General features: G+C 70.0%; 14 protein-coding genes and 2 pseudogenes. 6 read left to right on the top strand and 10 right to left on the bottom strand.

Annotated features, from left to right (window positions below; genetic code table 11):
- Positions 1–20: 20 nt before the first annotated feature.
- From ACZ6JS_RS32935 to ACZ6JS_RS32920, 4 genes are all read right to left on the bottom strand, one after another.
- Entirely contained in the window at positions 21–347 is a 327-nt protein-coding gene (locus tag ACZ6JS_RS32935; protein ID WP_469303643.1) for a hypothetical protein, read from the bottom strand.
- A 320-nt stretch (positions 348–667) separates the two neighbouring features.
- Entirely contained in the window at positions 668–1,108 is a 441-nt protein-coding gene (locus ACZ6JS_RS32930; protein ID WP_469303475.1) for a hypothetical protein, read from the bottom strand.
- Between the two features lie 892 nt (positions 1,109–2,000).
- The gene (locus ACZ6JS_RS32925; protein ID WP_469303473.1) at positions 2,001–2,873 is read right to left on the bottom strand and encodes a potassium channel family protein; all 873 of its coding nucleotides are present in this window, start codon (positions 2,871–2,873) and stop codon (positions 2,001–2,003) included.
- Between the two features lie 969 nt (positions 2,874–3,842).
- Positions 3,843–4,046, bottom strand: coding sequence for an EF-hand domain-containing protein (locus ACZ6JS_RS32920; protein ID WP_469303472.1), 204 nt, complete (start codon positions 4,044–4,046; stop codon positions 3,843–3,845).
- Positions 4,047–4,415: 369 nt separating this feature from the next.
- On the opposite strand from ACZ6JS_RS32920, the gene ACZ6JS_RS32915 reads away from it, so the two are divergent.
- Positions 4,416–5,078: a hypothetical protein gene (locus tag ACZ6JS_RS32915; protein WP_469303470.1), complete on the top strand. Its 663-nt coding sequence runs from the start codon at positions 4,416–4,418 to the stop codon at positions 5,076–5,078.
- A gap of 570 nt (positions 5,079–5,648) precedes the next feature.
- Here ACZ6JS_RS32915 and ACZ6JS_RS32910 read toward each other — a convergent pair.
- Positions 5,649–6,023: pseudogene (locus tag ACZ6JS_RS32910) on the bottom strand (transcriptional regulator).
- Positions 6,020–6,238, bottom strand: coding sequence for a hypothetical protein (locus ACZ6JS_RS32905; RefSeq protein WP_469303468.1), 219 nt, complete (start codon positions 6,236–6,238; stop codon positions 6,020–6,022). Before ACZ6JS_RS32905 ends, ACZ6JS_RS32910 begins: the two are co-directional and overlap by 4 nt.
- Positions 6,239–6,385: 147 nt before the next feature.
- Between ACZ6JS_RS32905 and ACZ6JS_RS32900 the strand changes: the two genes are divergently transcribed.
- Positions 6,386–6,796 (top strand): hypothetical protein, encoded by a 411-nt coding sequence (locus ACZ6JS_RS32900; RefSeq protein ID WP_469303466.1) that lies wholly within the window; start codon positions 6,386–6,388, stop codon positions 6,794–6,796.
- Between the two features lie 249 nt (positions 6,797–7,045).
- Here the strand turns inward: ACZ6JS_RS32900 and ACZ6JS_RS32895 are convergent, their stop codons facing one another.
- Positions 7,046–7,690, bottom strand: coding sequence for a LuxR C-terminal-related transcriptional regulator (locus ACZ6JS_RS32895; protein ID WP_469303464.1), 645 nt, complete (start codon positions 7,688–7,690; stop codon positions 7,046–7,048).
- Positions 7,691–9,213: 1,523 nt separating this feature from the next.
- Here ACZ6JS_RS32895 and ACZ6JS_RS32890 point away from each other — a divergent pair.
- Both ACZ6JS_RS32890 and ACZ6JS_RS32885 read left to right on the top strand, forming a co-directional pair.
- Positions 9,214–9,645 carry a TspO/MBR family protein gene (locus tag ACZ6JS_RS32890; protein ID WP_469303462.1) on the top strand — a complete coding sequence of 144 codons (432 nt, stop codon included), beginning with the start codon at positions 9,214–9,216 and terminating at the stop codon, positions 9,643–9,645.
- 430 nt (positions 9,646–10,075) lie between these two features.
- A pseudogene (locus tag ACZ6JS_RS32885) lies at positions 10,076–10,406 on the top strand (IS630 family transposase); the annotation flags it as partial.
- 456 nt (positions 10,407–10,862) lie between these two features.
- On the opposite strand, the gene ACZ6JS_RS32880 reads toward ACZ6JS_RS32885, so the two are convergent.
- The gene (locus tag ACZ6JS_RS32880; RefSeq protein WP_469303461.1) at positions 10,863–11,987 is read right to left on the bottom strand and encodes a serine hydrolase domain-containing protein; all 1,125 of its coding nucleotides are present in this window, start codon (positions 11,985–11,987) and stop codon (positions 10,863–10,865) included.
- Positions 11,988–12,170: 183 nt separating this feature from the next.
- Here ACZ6JS_RS32880 and ACZ6JS_RS32875 point away from each other — a divergent pair, with 183 nt between their 5' ends.
- Positions 12,171–12,845 (top strand): TetR/AcrR family transcriptional regulator, encoded by a 675-nt coding sequence (locus ACZ6JS_RS32875; RefSeq protein ID WP_469303629.1) that lies wholly within the window; start codon positions 12,171–12,173, stop codon positions 12,843–12,845.
- Between the two features lie 225 nt (positions 12,846–13,070).
- Positions 13,071–13,646, top strand: a complete 576-nt coding sequence (locus tag ACZ6JS_RS32870) for a tetratricopeptide repeat protein (RefSeq protein WP_469303459.1) — start codon at positions 13,071–13,073, stop codon at positions 13,644–13,646.
- Positions 13,647–13,978: 332 nt separating this feature from the next.
- Here ACZ6JS_RS32870 and ACZ6JS_RS32865 read toward each other — a convergent pair whose 3' ends face one another.
- Together ACZ6JS_RS32865 and ACZ6JS_RS32860 are read right to left on the bottom strand one after the other, a co-directional pair.
- Positions 13,979–14,287, bottom strand: coding sequence for a hypothetical protein (locus ACZ6JS_RS32865; protein WP_469303457.1), 309 nt, complete (start codon positions 14,285–14,287; stop codon positions 13,979–13,981).
- 371 nt (positions 14,288–14,658) lie between these two features.
- Positions 14,659–14,988 (bottom strand): hypothetical protein, encoded by a 330-nt coding sequence (locus ACZ6JS_RS32860; RefSeq protein ID WP_469303456.1) that lies wholly within the window; start codon positions 14,986–14,988, stop codon positions 14,659–14,661.
- Between the last annotated feature and the right edge of the window lie 1,200 nt (positions 14,989–16,188).

Raw genomic sequence — 16,188 nt, 5'->3', positions numbered from 1 at the left:
GCCGAACATCTGGCGCTTGATCATCTTGATGCGGTTGACGGGCCTTCGACGACGCCCGAGTTCCAGGGAAGGCCGAGGCCGGCGATGACGGCTTCGCGGTCGCGGCCGATGCCTGCGGCGAGCGTGTGGGGGCCGGCGAAGTCTCCCGTCTGACAGCGGAGAGCGTCCGGCAGTCGCTCGCCCTGTCGCTCGGTGAGCGTGATCGCGAAGGACCGGGCATGCCTGGTGAGTGCGTCGATTTCCGGGAAGTTGGCCCGGACGCTCTTCAGTTGGAGGTGTTCGGTTTCGGGACAGGTTCTGGGCGGCGGAGGATTTATCCGGCGACGGTCCGGGGTGAGGGCGGGCACGCTGTGACGGGCCGTGGCGAGGTGCGCTTTCGGTGAAAGTAGATGGCTGCCTTGTAGCCGAGCGGGACGATATCCGGGTGGACCGCAGGGGCGCCTGACGCGCACACCGAACGCGTCGATCGGCGCGGCGACGGCCTGCAACCGGACTCGCTCCCGCGCGGCTCTGTGCGTCGGTCAGCCCGCCGCCCTGCGCGTATCTCACCCACCCGGACAGACCTACCGCATCCGACTGGGGCCGTCAGGTGCATCCCCCGATCACCCATCGACGGCCAGGCTGGCTGGGGCTGCGGGCGGGGGCGTGGGAGGCGGCGGCTGGCGGTTCAAGGGGCGGGGCGTAAGTCGTCCTGGTCCTTGAGGACGGTGACCTGATCGCCGTCGGCGGCGTACGAGACCACGCCGCTCCACCGACCGTCCCCGCCGCGCCGCCACTCGGTGAGCAGCCCGGGCAGCCACCGGCCGTTGTCACGGACGAGGCAGGGCTTGGCGGTGCGGGACGGCCTGTAAGCGGGGAAACAGGGAATGCAGGCGCCGCGGCCCTGGGCCATGGCGTCGGCAAGTGCGGTACGGGTCGGCTGGTGAACGTCCCGGCCGAAGCGTGCGGCGCGCGATTGGCCGTCGGCGAGAGCTTCACAGGCGACTGTCCGGTGGAAGACGGAACCGCCACGGGTGGTCCAGACAGTGGCGGTAAGCCCGTGCGGCACCGGCTTGCAGTGTCCGCACTGGCCGACTATCAGTCCGTGGTCGCAGCGCTGGTCGGTCATTCCTGCATCGTGCCCCGACAGCGCCTGGAGATCAATGACTGCTCGTCAGCCCATCGCCCTTGACGAAGGGGTGGGACGCCCCATGCGGGGGTCCGGATACTTCTTGACGAGCCGGTGGTGCTGTTCGGACAGGTCGTCGCCGGTCGCCGGCCTACCTGCGGGAGAACGCGATACGGGGTGCCTGGCGTCGGGCCTGGCCGCCCGCGCATCCGGCCCGATCACGTCATTGGCGACAAGGGCTACAGCGCGAAAGCCATCCGCACCTGGCTGCGATGCCGCGGCATCGCCCACACCATTTTCCCGTTGATGTGGGGCACCGCCCAGACGTCGGTGCAGGTCGGTGGTGAGCTGTGTCAGCGCGGCCTGGGTACAGGCGTGCCGTGCCAGGACGTCACCCTCGCCTCGCTCCTGATGTGGGCCTGACACTTTGACGACAACTCCTAGTGGTCGAGCATGGTGCGGGCTTGGTCGCGAACGGCAGGGGCAGGTCGGGCTGAGGCAGCAGCAGGGCGTGGAGCCGGCGCAGGTCCCGGGGCCGAGACACGTCCGGGAGGCTGTCGGGTGCGGCTCGAGAAAATTGAAGCCATCGCAGACCGGCAAAGCGGGGCCGAAACAGGGCGGCCAAGCCATCGGCCGCGGCGCGGGTGCAGTGCTGGGATCCGTCGACTTCGAGGACGATGCGCCGGTCGTGCGGAAACAGCAGCAGGAAATCCGTGTGGGAGCGCAGCACTGCCTGGGGGCCGCCTGGGGAAACCGGGGCCGGGCTGGGGGTACAGGGCGACACCGATGAGGGTGGTCGAGCCGCCGGTGAGCCGCCGGGCTGCTGGCACCCCCGCATCTCCGCACCCCCGCATCTCCGCACCGCCGCAGCGGCGGACGAGGGGGCGGAGGATCAGGCGGATCCTGCGTGACCGTGGTCGCGTGCGAAGGCCTGGAAGACCTGACGCGCTCTCGCTGCGGTATGCAGGAAGCGATTGTCGAGAACGCCCGCGAGGTCGTCCAGGGCGGTCCTCAGTACGCCCGCCGCAAATCGCACGTCGGGGTGGCGGGCGGCCGAGGCCTGATCCGCCAGGTTCATGGCGCCGACAATCTGACATGCGAGCGAGGTCTGATCGTCGCCGTCGAGGAAGTAGTACGACTCGGCGTACTGCAGGTAGTCCACGGAGATGACGGATACGGCGGTGGCGAGGCCGTCGAGCATCGCGGCTCCCGCGTCGGTGTCGACCTGCTCCGTCGTGGGATGCGTGCGGACCAGGTGCGAGATCCGCAGAGCGAGTGAGCGGCGCCGCGCCAGGGCGGGGAAGATCCCCAGGGTCCACGCCACGGTCGCGCTCAGCAGGGCGAAGCCGACGAGGGACTCCATCGGGGCGACGATCCTCAACCAGCCCTCGCCCGGCGCGATGTCGCCGAGGCCCAGGGTGGAGATGTGGACCATGGACACGTAGAGCGCGTCAGGAAACGAGGCGTGGTCGGCGGGCCGCAGATCGGACGTGTAGGTGAAGGCTTCCGGCATGTGGGGCCAATAGATGAGGGCCCAGCCGACGACCGCCGTCAGGGACCACATGGCCACCACCACCGCCATTGCGGCCGGGCCGGCGAGGCCGGCACCGCGGCGGCGTCCCAGCATCTTCGAACACCGCCACACGGCGGTCATGACCAGTCGGCTCAGCCCACCGTGGCGCGTCGGGTGCCACAAGGTGTGGAAGACGTCCCGGAGGACGATCAGCACCAAGGCGGCACCCGTCGCGGTCGCCAGCCAGACCATCAGTTGTCCTCCCTCGACAGAGCCTTCCGTCTTCGCCCGGGACGGCATGACCCTATGCGAACAGACGACCACCACGCCGGACCAACCGCACGCCGTCACCCTCACCTGGGACCACGACGGCCTTCACCCTCTGCCCCGAACCGAGAAGCTGACACACTGGCCCGGAGGGCAATGAGATCGACCGCCCGTTCTTCGGTATCGTCACCGACCTCAGCGACGCGCCGACAGAACTCGCCGGCGAAGCGGGCCGGATTGCCTGACGTACCCGCAGCACCTTGTGGGGCACCACGACCTGGAACACCGGCGCGCAGGCCTGCACACGCTCCGCTTCGGCCGTGGCAGGGACGGGACCAGGGCCCAAGCAGCGCGCGACGCGGGCGTACCGGAGGGCCAGGAACTGTGGCACGTGGACGCCCGGGTGCCGGCCACGAAGCCCGACCGGCAGGGTGGCGGTCGGCTGATGGGACCGGACCGTCGGCCCATCTTCTACAGGGAAGAGTGGTACGAGCTGCCCAGTGGCGCCGTTGTCATCCACCAGGGTCATTGGTGCGGCCGACAGCAACCGGGTGAGCCCGGGTACCAGCCGCCGCACGTGCACGTGCGGCCAGGGGTAACCCCCGCAACGGCGTCATCGACACCCCAAGCTGCCGGTCCCCCGGCGGGTCTCGATCGGATCTCCTGACAGACGCCGCTGCCGTGACCGCCCACCACGAACGGCCCGGGCCCCTGCACCGCCCGGTCCAACCCCCAGCTCCGCACACTTTCCACCGATCCGTACCGGCCGCGCTGGGCGAGCACTGGGCGGCCTCGGGCATCGGCCCGGTGCGCAGGTATCTGGGCGAGCCAGGTGCCCGGGCCCGGACCTGCGCCGACGTCCTGCGCCCGGGCTTGGACAGCCCGAAACGACACAACCTGCGCCACCCATTCTCGCGGGGGCTTGCCCAACGGCTCAGGCTGTCAGGCCTGCCGCTACTTCAGCAGGGTGCGGAACTCTTCAAAGTCGAGGACCCCGTCGTTGTTCACATCGGCCACCATGGCCTTCTCCACTTCTTCGGCGAGGTGCTCCTGGGCACCTTCGGCCTTGAACCCCTCCGCCAGTTCGACGATGCTGATCCGCCCATCGCCGTCCGTGTCGATCTCGTCGAACAGCGCCTTGAGTTCGGCCTCGTTCATGACATACCTCTCTCGCGTTCACAGGCCCCGAAGGCCCACATACCCCTCACCCTGCCACACCATCAACATCACTTTGACGGCCGGCACTCCCCCGGTCTGCGCACGCTCCCAAGCGGCGACGGCGCAGCCAGCAGGGCGCCGCCGCCGGAGTTCGCGATCGCTTTCGCCGATCGCGAGCTGCCCGCTCGGGCCCGCCCACGTCTCTTGCCCGCACGTCCGGGCCGAGTACGCCGGGCAAGCACCGCAGGTGCTGTCCGCGAGGGGGCGCTGACAAGCACCAAGTCCGGATCGTCCAGGTGCTGTTCTACGATTGCGGTTCGGCGATCACGCAGACGCCGTACGCGGACTGGACGGACCGGGGGACACGACATGGCGATCGACAGGCCTGGCCGACCGGAGGACCTGCCGGCGGCCGAAGTGCTGTGGGCGCGCTGGGCCCTGGTTGCCGTACTGGAGGCCACGGCGGAGGCGGAGACCCGGGACGTCCGCCGCGGCGGCACGTGGATCGACGGCCAGGGTCTGCACCTCGACGACCGCGGCTGCACCTGGTGGACGTTGCAGCACATGGGAGAGGGCCGCTTCCTGTTGTACGGCGAGGACGAGTCCAGTGCCGTGAAATGGCACGAACCCGCGATCGACATGCTGGCGCAGGCGCCGGACTGGCTGCCGTACGAGCGCCTGCGGGAGCTGTTGGAGGGCTGGGAGCTGGGCTGCGTGTACTGGTACGAGAACGGCGCCTGGGCCCGCGCGCCCTACCCGGACGAGCTGGACGACGACGGCCTCGACTGCGGAATGAGCCGTTTCGCGGTGCGCGAGGAAGCGCTGCGCGACCTGATCGCCTCGGAGCGCGGCCTGCCCCGAGGGCGGGCGGACTGCCTGCTGGCCGCGGCCGAGGCGCGCAGCCTCACGGCCTCGGAGATCGGGGAGGTCCTGGACGCGGCCGCCGCTGCGGAAGAGTACGTGCCGGCGGACCGGGAAGCGATGTTGAGGTCCCTGGAGCTCGCGGCTCTGTGTTCGCCTGCCCTGGGCTGACCTCGGAATTGGTCACACACGTCGCCGCCGAAGGACGGCAAGCGTCAGTGCCACCCCAAGGTTCAGGCTCAGCAGCCGGACATCAGCCGTTGTGGGCGCGCAGGGCTGTCCCCCGGTTCACGCCCGCCTCGGTCAGGATGCCGTCCGTGAGGTCCCGGTGCTCCAGCCTGTGACCGTGGCCGACGGCACGGAGCGCAAGCAACTCCGTGTGAGACTCCCGTCGAGGGCCCGTAGCGCCCCAAGCGCGCCCCTGAGCGCGGCAAGGCGCTCGACGGCAACGGCTTCCGGGACGACGTCGCTCCTCACCGGGTCGGCCGTCGGTGCCTGCAGAAATGACTGCCGTCAGCGAAACGGATGGGATGGTCGGTCCCCTGTCTGACCCGTCACTGTGTGCCGGCCTCTGACGGACTGCGGGCGCGACCGGCCCGGTCTTCCCGTGACTTCGAGGGTCGTGGTCTTCCCCGCACCCTAGGGCCCGAGCGGCGAAGTCCTCAGCACGGTGGATGTCCAGGTCGACGTCGTGCAGGACGGCGACAGCGGCGTACGCCACAGTCAGCTCGCGGGCCCGGATCACCGGCTGGACACCCGTGCGCCCGAACGTCGCCATCGGCCCGCCTCCGCGTGGGGCTGGCGTCGTGCCGCGCCGGTCGCCGGTCCGGCGCTGTCGACGATGGCCCGGAGCGCCGCCACATGTCCCTCGAAGGCGGTGCGACCGCGGTCCGTCAGCCGCACCTTCGTACGGCGGTTGCGGCCGCCGCCCTCCTTCTGGAGCTGCACGCACCCGACCCCTTCCAAGCTGTGCTGCTGCTGGGAGAGCGCGGAGTCGCTGAGCGAGAGGCTGTCGCGGACGAACGTGAAGTCCGCTCACTCGCTGGCGGCCGGCAGCGACCACCGACAGTCGAGGGCGGGGTGGATCAGCTCATCGAAGCCGGCGGGGGTGCTCATCGGTCCGCCTCCTGCTCGGCCTCCGGTTCGCCGCCACAGCGCACGGAGTCGGCCGCCCAGCGGTTGGCGCGACCGAGGCAGAGCAGGTGCACCGCCACCGCGGCCGTAGCCCGGATGGGGCCGGCATGGCTCGGCGCCAGTGGCTCGGTCCCATGGTCCGGCGGCATGATCGTCCCGCCGGCGAGCACCGCCGCCGCACCGATGAACTTGTTCAACCAGGACGTATGGGCAGCATTAGGCGGGGCATGCCAGTACCGGTCAATCTCACGGCGCCGTCGTCACCTGGACGTGCGATGCCCTCGGCCGCGCCCTCTCCGGGAAGATGAGTAACGAATCGTACACACCGAGGGAAAGTGTGCAATATGCCCGGTCATCGCACCCCACCGCGACGTCTGTCGCACGTCGCCGCGACCTTGTGCTGCTCTGCGGTCCTCGCCGTCGCACAGGCGGCGCCTGCCCACGCGGCAAGCCGGACCGTCAACTTCGAGTACCAGCACATCTGGCTGACACCCGAGTTCGAGACGGGCATTCGGGGCCGCATCCACTTCACCGTCAAGAAGTGCGACCACCCCAACGGAGACATGACCGTACTGCTGCGGCGTACCGACGGCTTCAACTACGTCTCCGGCACCGAGAAGATCAAGTGCCGCGCAGGCCGGACGGCCAAGTTCGAAGACACCCCGGCGGGCACCTACGAGTTCGAGCTCGGCAAACTCGACGACTACAAGTTCTTCAAAGGCACCGCCACCTACTCGTTCAACGCCGCCCGGTAGTGCCTACCATCGACAGGAATCCGTAGAACACACCCCCGCAGCACGGCCCGGTCCAACGGCGGCCTCCGCCACGGCCACCGCTGCCAGCGCCACTGCCCCTGCGGGCGAGGGCGAGCGGCCCGGGTCCGTCGCTCCGCCTCGATCACAGCCTGATCCGGGGTCGGTGACGTAGGCCGCCTCGTTGGGACGGCTGAGCGTCGGCCGGGTATCTGTGCCTCTCGCAGCGGCCCGTCCTGCCGTCTGCGGCAGTCAGTCCCGTCCGACGATCCCGGCTTCCCAGGCGAAAACCGCGGCCTGGATCCGATGGTCCAGTCCAAGTCGTTGGACCAGCCGCGAGACGTGTCTCCTCACAGTGGTGATGGACAGACGGCACTCATCTGCGATCCGCTGGTTGGTGTGCCCGCCACCGATGAGGGCCAGCATCTGCCGCTCCATGTCCGTGAGGCGGCCCATTGTCTCCAACAGATCATGGGAGCCCGCTGAGGGACGGCCTCGAGTCAGCGTCTGCATGATCTCCGGATCGAGGACGTTGCCGCCGCCCGTCACGATCCGCACGGCGTGAATCAGTTCGTCGGGACTGCACTCCTGCACGACGAAGCCCGAAGCTCCGGCGCGGAGCACCTCAAGGACCCTCCCGTCGGGGCTGGAGGTGGTCATCGCGAGAACCTTCGGAGGGAAGCCGAGCCCCAACAGCTGACGGGTGGCCTCAAGCGCGCCTTGGCCGGCAAGGGAAGGCAGATTTATGATCACGACATCGGGCCGATACTCCTTGGCGGCTTTGACGGCCTCCACGGCGTCAGCCGCTTCACCCACAACCACCATCGCGTCGGCGGCCTCCAGTACCGGCCGCAGGCCGGACCGGTCATGACTTGCGACGATCAAGACGCGACTCACGCGCTTTCCCTTCCTCCCGGCGTTGCGACGCCGCTGCGAGTTGGCGCCGTGACCAGTACCACCCGGGGCGCCCGGCCTACCCGACCTGGATCGGCCGCCACGCCCCTGGCCGAACCGAGTCACTCAGCTCAGCTACCGGCAGTGGCCGAACAGCACAGCCTGCTTCTCCGGCCTATGGTGCCGATCGGGTTTCGATACGACCTCGGCGCGACTCGTCCCGGATGTCCGGAATCGCCTGAGCCGGCGGTCCGGGGCTGGAACGCAGTCAGTGCGAGCGTGGGCCCGCCTGATCACCGCAATGTCTGCGAGGCAGGCCAGGGCGCCGATAACGTCGTAGCGGCCGGGTCGGTAGCCGCTGGCACCATGCCTCAGGCGATCGATCCCGCGACGAGGGTCGTGCCGTACGCGGCGAGGATGCGCCCGGCCTTGTCGTCGAGGACGCCCGGAGGCCTGGCCCACTGCTGCGTCCCACAGCCGGACACGGCAGGGTAGCCGCCCGGACCGTGCGGTGCGCCAGGAAAACTGTGCCGTGACGCGCGCGTACGGGGTTGTGCCCGGCATCGACGAGACACCGGACCTTCTGGACCCCACTCGGCGGCGTCACCGCCACCACCCCGAGCGAGGACATCCGCAGGGCCGCGGGCGAGATGCGGTCCCGGGCCGGCTCCCGCCTCGCCCGACCCCCGGCACCGAGCCGTGCCCGTCGATGGCGCGGCCTCGCCTCAAAGACGCGCGTCGTCTGGCATGCACCACGAAATCCGTGTCTGATCCACGCCGATCGTGGGCCGCCTCCGGCGGGACCCCCGCGGCGAGGGCCCCCTGGCGGAGCACGCCATGAGTGGGTGGGGCTCGTAGAGGGCGCTCCCGTGTGCGTCAGTGGCGGCGACGCCAGTTTCCGGGGTGCTTTCGTCGGCCGTGCCCTGGTCCTGGTCCATGGCTTCGGCGAAGTCGGGATCGCGGTGGCGATGCCGGTAGGCCGTCGCGCTGGTGATGCCGGCGTCGGCCGCGGCCTCGGTCGTGGCCGCCCCGGCCCGCAGATGCCCGAGGAACTTCGGCGCCGCTCCGTGCGAACCGGGGAGACGGCGCTCCGCGCGCCGCACGGTCGCGGCGGCTACTGCGTCGCATGCGGCGGCGAACGCCGGCTGCTCGCTGCACCACGTGCCGGCCTGCCCCGAGGCGTCAACCAGGATCTGGGAACGCCGGACGGGGAGAGGCGCCCTGGCCCAGCGTGTGCAGGGAGGCCGCGTGGCAGAAGGCCTCCACCGCTTCGGCGCTCTCCGGGTCCGCGCCGGCCAGCCAGCGGGCGCTGGCAATATCCTGGCCGGATGCACCTCGGATGCATCCGATGACCGCGTGAAAGACGAAACAGGGGACAGACGCCAAGCAAGGCCCCCGGGTCCGGACCCACCATCCGGACGCCCAGTTCACCGAGTCACCAGGAGTAGGTTGTGGCAACTTCTGCGACGCCGCCGTTGCGCCGGCGCGGGGCGAGAAGCCTTGGGGCCCTTTTGTTCTTCCTCGCCGTGAGTTACGGCGTTGCTGCTCTCGGCGCCTTCGCCTCCGCCGACGCGGGCATGGTCTACGAGGCCTTGGACCGGCCTGCGTGGGCTCCTCCCGCATGGCTCTTCGGTCCCGTTTGGACCGTCCTCTACGCCACGATCGGCATCGCGGCGTGGCTCGTCTGGCGCCACCCCGACCGCGACCGCGCCCGAACGGCACTGGTCTGGTGGTCCATCCAGCTCGCGCTCAACCTCGCCTGGACCCCCTTGTTCTTCACGGCCCGCCAGTACGGACTTGCGCTGCTGGACATCCTGCTTCTCCTGGCCGCGCTCGGCACGACCGTGATCCACTTCCGGCGCCTCAGCCTCCCAGCGGCACTCCTTCTTGTCCCCTACATGCTGTGGGTGGCCTTCGCGAGCGCCCTCAACGCGTCCATCTGGCACCTCAACCCTTGAGCCTCCACGCCGCCCCCGTACCCACGGCAGCGTGACGCCCCGCCCTTCTCCGGTCAGGCGCGGCGTACGGACGACCCGCCCTACCGCGCAGACCGCGAAGGTCAGGTCGAGGTGGGAGACGAGTTCGTCCGCGGGCCAGTTCGGTGCCTTGAAGACTCGGCGGTGTAGAAGGCCGCACACTTCACCGCGATGGCGGCGGCCGGGTTCCGATGCGGGCAGGAGGGCCGGGCCTTCTCACAAGCACACAGCCTGCCTCGAGAAGCCCTGTCGGAAGCATGCCCTCCATTGAGGACAGGCCGCGTCCTATGCGGGGTGACCTGCGCAGTTTCCACACGGTGAGGCGTGGGTTCTTGTTGCGGGGGCCGAGCAGTTGCACCGCCCCGCCCAGCTGCCCGGGCGTCGGCACGGCCGAGGTGTGCCCGAGTACCGGCTGCAGGCCGAAGAGGACACCGTCCGCGGCGTGGTCCAGCCGTTCAACATGATCGGCCTCCCCCTGTCTGCTCACTCGTTGGACGGGAGACCGTCCGCGCGTGCTCCGTCCTGACGACGGGGACTTCGTCGTCCAGACAGCCACCACCCGCCCGACCAGGCTTCGGCAACCCTCCGACCGCTGGTACATCCGCAGCTCGCCGGCTACCTGCGGAAAGGCCGCGGCCGCTGGATCCGGCCCCGGGCCGTGAGGCGTTACGGCCCCTGCTCGCCCGTCGCGGCGTCGCCTCCAGCGCACCGGGACGTGGATGGAGTCGCCCGACCTCGAGCGGCACGCCACAGTGGCATGCGTTGATCACTATGAGGGGATCGATACGCCCGAGCCGGGATCCTGCGCCACGGACCTCCGCAGAGACCGCCGCACTCTTCGCCAGTGGCCCGTCGGAAAAGCCGGCGCCGCAGTGTTGGATACACGCCCGCAGGAGTGCCTGACGGGTCGGACCGAGCGAGGTCGACAGCTCCGGAGGGTGCCCGCCGCACCCCACACCCAAGCGTGGGGACACGGCGGACTCCGTCTGCCGCACCGGCAACCACCGGTCCAAACGATGCAACTGCCGGCTGGGGCTGTCGTTCTGTCGGACGGAACTCATAGCTCCAGGGGGGCGTAGGGCCACACTCCGCGAAAAGGTCCTCCGAGCGGCGCGGCGCTCGACGCGGTCGATGAGCCTTCTCTTTTTGCGCGGATGACGGGGCCCGTGGCGAGGCAGGCGGTTGTGTCAGGCGGCCGGTCAGCCGTACATCGCCACGCGGTACAGGGTCGCCAGCGCGTCGTCGATGGGATGGGGCTGCGGCTTGCCGGAGGAGTCGAGCCTGTTCCACCTCTGCAGGTTCACCGCGACCGCCATCTGCCGCTTGCCGTCGGCACGGATCATGGCCAGCGCCCCACCTCCCCAGACCGTGCCACCGTGGCCCCAGAAGGCGCCCTGGCCCTGGTTCCGAGCCTCCATCGGGTACAGGCCGAGGCCGTAGTCGATCATCTTTCCCTCCTGGGAGATGATCGGGACGGTGCGCCGCATCTGCGCCAGCGACGACAGGCTGACGATCTCGCCGGCCATCAGCATGCCGAAGAAGCGGTTGAGGTCCGTGACAGTGGATATCAGCGAGGCCGACGGCCCTACCCATGACATGTCGTAGACGCTGTAGTCGCGCGGCGGGTCGATCATGCCGAACCACGCCTCGTAGAGCTGTGAGTGCGGCCCGTCCACGTACGGCTCCGCGGGGAGCTCGGTGTCCCGAAGGCCGGCGCGTTCGATGACGTTCCGGGTGATGAGCTGCTCGGCCGTAGTGCCGCTCACCTGCTCCAGGAGTTCGACGAGAAGCAGGTAGTTGGTGTTGGAGTACACCCCCGGAGCAGCGCCCGGAACACCGACAGAAGGCGCCGTGACCCCCATCCCGATCAGTTCCACGGGGTCGAACCGCGTGAACCGGTGGTCGTCCAGGCTCTGGGGACTCGTGTCCGCAACGACGGGCATTGCCCTGAGGGAGGGGTAGGCGTACGGGAGGTACTCGGCGAGGCCGCTGGTGTGGTTGATCAGCATCCGTACCGTGATCGCGTTGCCGCGTTCTCCGGGAACCAGCTTCGGGAGGTACCGGCCGATCGGTGTATCGAGCCCGATCCGGCCGCTTTCGACCTCCTGGAGAACGGCTGCGGCGGTGAAGGTCTTGGTGATGCTGCCGACGCGGTGTCGCATGTCGGCGGTGATGGGGCGACCTGTCGTGACATCGGCGACGCCGGCCGCGCCTCGCCATACCTGGTCGCCGTCGCGCACCTCGGCGAACAGGCCGGGCATCCCGGCGTGGTGGACGTTCTCGATGGCGGCGTCCAGCGCCGCCGGATCCAGGGGTTTCCTCACGGTGCGTCCTTTCGCATCGGTAGGAGCGAGCTCCGCATCGGCTGCCCGACCCGAGTGACAGGGCAACGCGTGCCTCGTCGGCCCCGTTGCCTGCGGGTCGCTCGGCACGCTCAGACCTCATTATGCACGCGGTGCGTGCAACACCAAGTGCAACGGTAGGATGTGTCCGACGAGAGGGGCGAGATGGCAGGCCGAAGGCGTTGGTCGACCGAGGAAATCCTTGATGCAGCCGGGGAATTGCTGCGCACGAGCGACACGGAGTCGTTCAGCGTGCGCAAACTCGCCGCGACGCTCGGGACCGATTCCTCCAGCCTCTACCGGCACTTCCGCAGCAAGACCGAACTGCTGCGCGCGCTCGCCGACCGCATCCTCCTGACCTCCATGGACGGCTACCGCGCCGAAGGCGACTGGAAGCAGCGCATCACCGCCCTGGCCCTGCGCATGAGAGAGACGTTCGGCCAGCAACCCCAGCTCGCTGCGGTCTGGGGACGCTACGCGTCGGGAGGCGCCGGTTCCCGGCTGGTCGTGGAAGCGGTACTCCAGGCCCTGCGCGCGTCGGGACTGCCCGACGAAGAAATCCCGGCGTGCTACCACCGGCTCGCGGTCCTCATCGCCGCGCTGATCTCTGCCGAGGCCGGAGTCAGCACCATCACCCCGGAAGAACACGAACAGGGCATGGAGCTGTTCCGCGTCACAGTCCTCGGCGCCGACCCCGAACGCTTCCCCGCTCTGGCCCACTTCGCCCGCGCCGTCCGGCCCCTCGGGGCGGATCGCCGCGCCGCGTTCGAAGAAATCCTCGCCGCCCACCTCGCCCACATCGAAGCCGCAATCCCCCCGAACCGGCCGACCCGCTCGTGAAAAGACCGTCTGCCGACAATCACTCCGGCGATCACGACCCCGCCCCGCCCGCCCCGGGAAGGGACAGCAGCAAGGATTCCCCGCTCGCATGCCACTCCCGCCGGAGCAGCGGCAGCAGCTGGCAGACCTCGGCCTCTTCGACTGATCCGGCTGAGCGGGCCGGTGCGGGTGGGCGGGCGTCACGACACCGCATACCCGACCTGGCCGCGGCGGCGTGGCAGCGGCGTGGACACCGCCGAGATGCGGGAGCGGTTCCCGCCCGGGTTCCATGCCCTCGACGTGGTGTCCGAACGGGACCCCGTGCCGGAGTCGTTGGCGGCCATGGCCCGGCTGCCGCGGGCCTGCGGTCGGTACGAACTGTCCTTTGCGCTGTGTGACCGCGCCGATGCCGACGATCGGGTCATGTGGACGGCCGTCGCACGAGCGGCAACCTGGCGTGTGATGGGCGACCTGGACCAGACTGCTGCTGCCTTCGAAAGCGCGCTGCTCCTCGACTCCGCCAACTGGTCCCTCTACCTGGACCTAGCCGACGTGCGCGCCGGGCAGGGCAACTTCGCCGCAGCCGCGAGCCTCGCCGATCAGGGCCTGGAATACGAGCCTCACGAAGTCACCCTGCGCGCCGCGAGCGCCGCCTACTGCACACGCCTTTCCGGCTCGTCCGACGACCTGAGTGCCCTGATCACCCTGGCGCCGGAACTCGCGAACACCACCTATCGGGACCTACTGGTCGAATACGCATGTGCGGGTCCGAAGCTGCCTCGCAGACTCGTTGCCAAGGCCCGCCGAGTCCGTATGAACTGAGAGGGACAAATCCCCTCCTGCCGGCTGCGCAAGGTGCGGGCTACGGCCTGGGCATGCTCGCGCAGCGGCAGGTCCTGCTTGTTCCAGGTGGCGGCCGCGTAGTTGAGGAGTTCGGCCGTGGCGCGCTGAGGGTCGCTCAGATCGTCGGTGCGACTGCCAGTGCTCCCGCTCCCCCACCAGGCCCCCCTCGGACGGCTCGGCGTACCAGGCCCACGCATCGGTGCCGACGGTCGATCCTGACTGGACGCCGACGTACTGGGCCGGCCTACCAGCGAGCTGATCTGTGGTGCTGAGGCCGGATGCCCACCGACAGTGACGATGCTGCCTGGATGTCAGAGATCCTCATCGCAGCTTTGTGCGGTGCCCTTGCCCTCTGCGGCCCGTACGGTCGTGCGGGAGACTCCGGCAACGCGGGCGGTCTCGCTCTCCGACAGTCCGAGCCTGCCCGCGCGGCGCAGCAGGTCATCGCGTCCGCCCACGGTCCGGGCGAACTCCCGCAGGTCCGCGCGGAGCTGGTCCTGCGCCTGAACGCGGAGGGCGTCGACACTGCCCTGCTCGAGGAGGGTACGCACCAGGGCGAGGGGGTGGCCGGCCGCCGCGAGCAGGGCAGCAAGACGCTCGGGCGGGGGGAAAGCCTGCAAATCCTGATGCTGGTCGTGGCCTGTCGCGTAGTCGTGGGGCAGGAAGTCGTCGAGTCGGAAGAGCGCGTCGCGCAGGTCGGCGACCGCGTGGTGGGCGGCATCCCACCGGCTTCCTGCAGCGCGGCCGCGAGGGCGGCCACCTCGTGCAGAGCCCCGCGCACCGCGGGGGCCAGCTGCCACTCCAGCGCCGTGGCGGTGGTCGAGGCGGTCGCACGGCTGTCCATCATGCTGCTCCCTTCTTCCCCGTCGAGGAGTCCAACGAGCCCGCCTCCCCAGGCTGTTGCCCAGTTCTGTACACGCCTTCCAAGCGTGCTGCCGGAACCCGGGCAGGACCCTTCACGCCCTCGTTCAGAAGAGGTGAAACAAGCCGTTCACGTAGCGGCGGGCGGGGCCGCCTCGCTCGTCCCGAGCGCGGTGGCGACCTTCTCCATCGGGATCTTGCCGGTCCGCACCGCCACAGCCGCGTCCGCTCCCGCCTCGGCGATCAGATACCGCAGGTCCGCGAGCGCCTTCAACGCCACCAGCGGGTCCGTCACCGCGGCGGCCTCCAGGCTCTCCTTCAGAGCGGACAACAGGGCATGGAGCGGTTCGGAGAGCGGGACGACCATGTCCCGGACCACAGTGAGGTGGGCCTGGTAGTCCGCGACCGGCGCGGTCAGGTCGACGTCGGCCTCGTACAGCGGGCGCTGGTCGTCGAGCACGGTCCACTCGAGCGGGTACTCGGCCGCCCCGCGCCACCCACACGCACAGGCCCCCGCAGCCGGGCGGCCCTCGGCCGGCCGAACCGTCCGTCGTACGCGTGCCACGCCGTCGACGACGGCATGTGCCCGCCGCTGCCCACGTCGAAGTACACCGGCCCCGGCTCGCTGCCGTCCTCCCGGAGCACCCCCACCGCACCCTTGTGCGCAGCCCCCAGGTCCCTCAGCGTCTGTCCACAACACCCACCCCTTCGAACCGGCCTGCGGCCCATCCGGGCGGGCCAGTTCCAGCGTGCCGCACCTGTCCGGCCTCCCACCTGCGTGCGGGGGAAGTGCCACCCTCAAAAGGGGTTCGGGGATGACCGGACCTGTTCGGCATCGACGCCCGCGAGCAGGGGCCCCTCGGCCGGGGAAGGGCCGTGGTTGGGATGCTGCCGACCGGGGGCGGTGCCGGCGACGTGTGACGGCTGCCGGGTCTGCCCGCGGTCGACAGCGCCACGGGGGCTGGGAGGAGCCCGTCCGATGGTCGTTCCGCAGCGGTCGCTATCGCATCCCCTGACCGTGTGGGGCCGGGTGTTGGCGCGCGGGGCGAGCAGTGAACCCCACCCGGACAGAGTGCTCTCTCCCGGCCAATCGGGGCGGCGCGGGCCGTGCGGCTGCATTCCTCGAACGCGACACTGTGCGGGACGCGGCCCGGATGGGGGCTTTCTGTCGGGTCAGCGGGAGCTATGCGGGCGAGCAGGGCCCGGATCGCGGCCGCCCGGAGTTCCCGGCCGCTGTCGCGCGTGGCCGCCGCCCCGGGTGCAGCGTTCGGGCTCCCTCCCCCCGGTCGGCAGCGCCACGGGTCCGGAAGCCTCCCGGCCGAAAGCAGCTCCCCGCAGGCGGCCTCTCACCCCGTTTCCGGGCAGTGCCTTGGTTTTGATGCGCTCGACCAAGGCGTCCCGCCCGGACGGTGTGCGCCCGGGTGTGCCGAAGCACGGTGGTTGCCACAGGCAGAGCCGGGTGACATGGCACATGGGACCGTCGTTCTGCCGGGGGGTCCACGGTGGAGGCGCTGGCGGCCGCGCGCCGGTTTGCCGAGCGGGAAGGCCACCGGGTGGTGCGAGAAATCGCCGACGCAACGCGGCCTCTGGACCCGCGTTGGCGGCCGGGCTACCTGGAAGTGCGCCGCTTGGTTCTCGGCGGATACGCGGAGGGCCTGGT

Source organism: Streptomyces sp. NPDC046349 (assembly GCF_055587885.1).
This window is presented reverse-complemented; position numbering and strand designations above follow the sequence as displayed.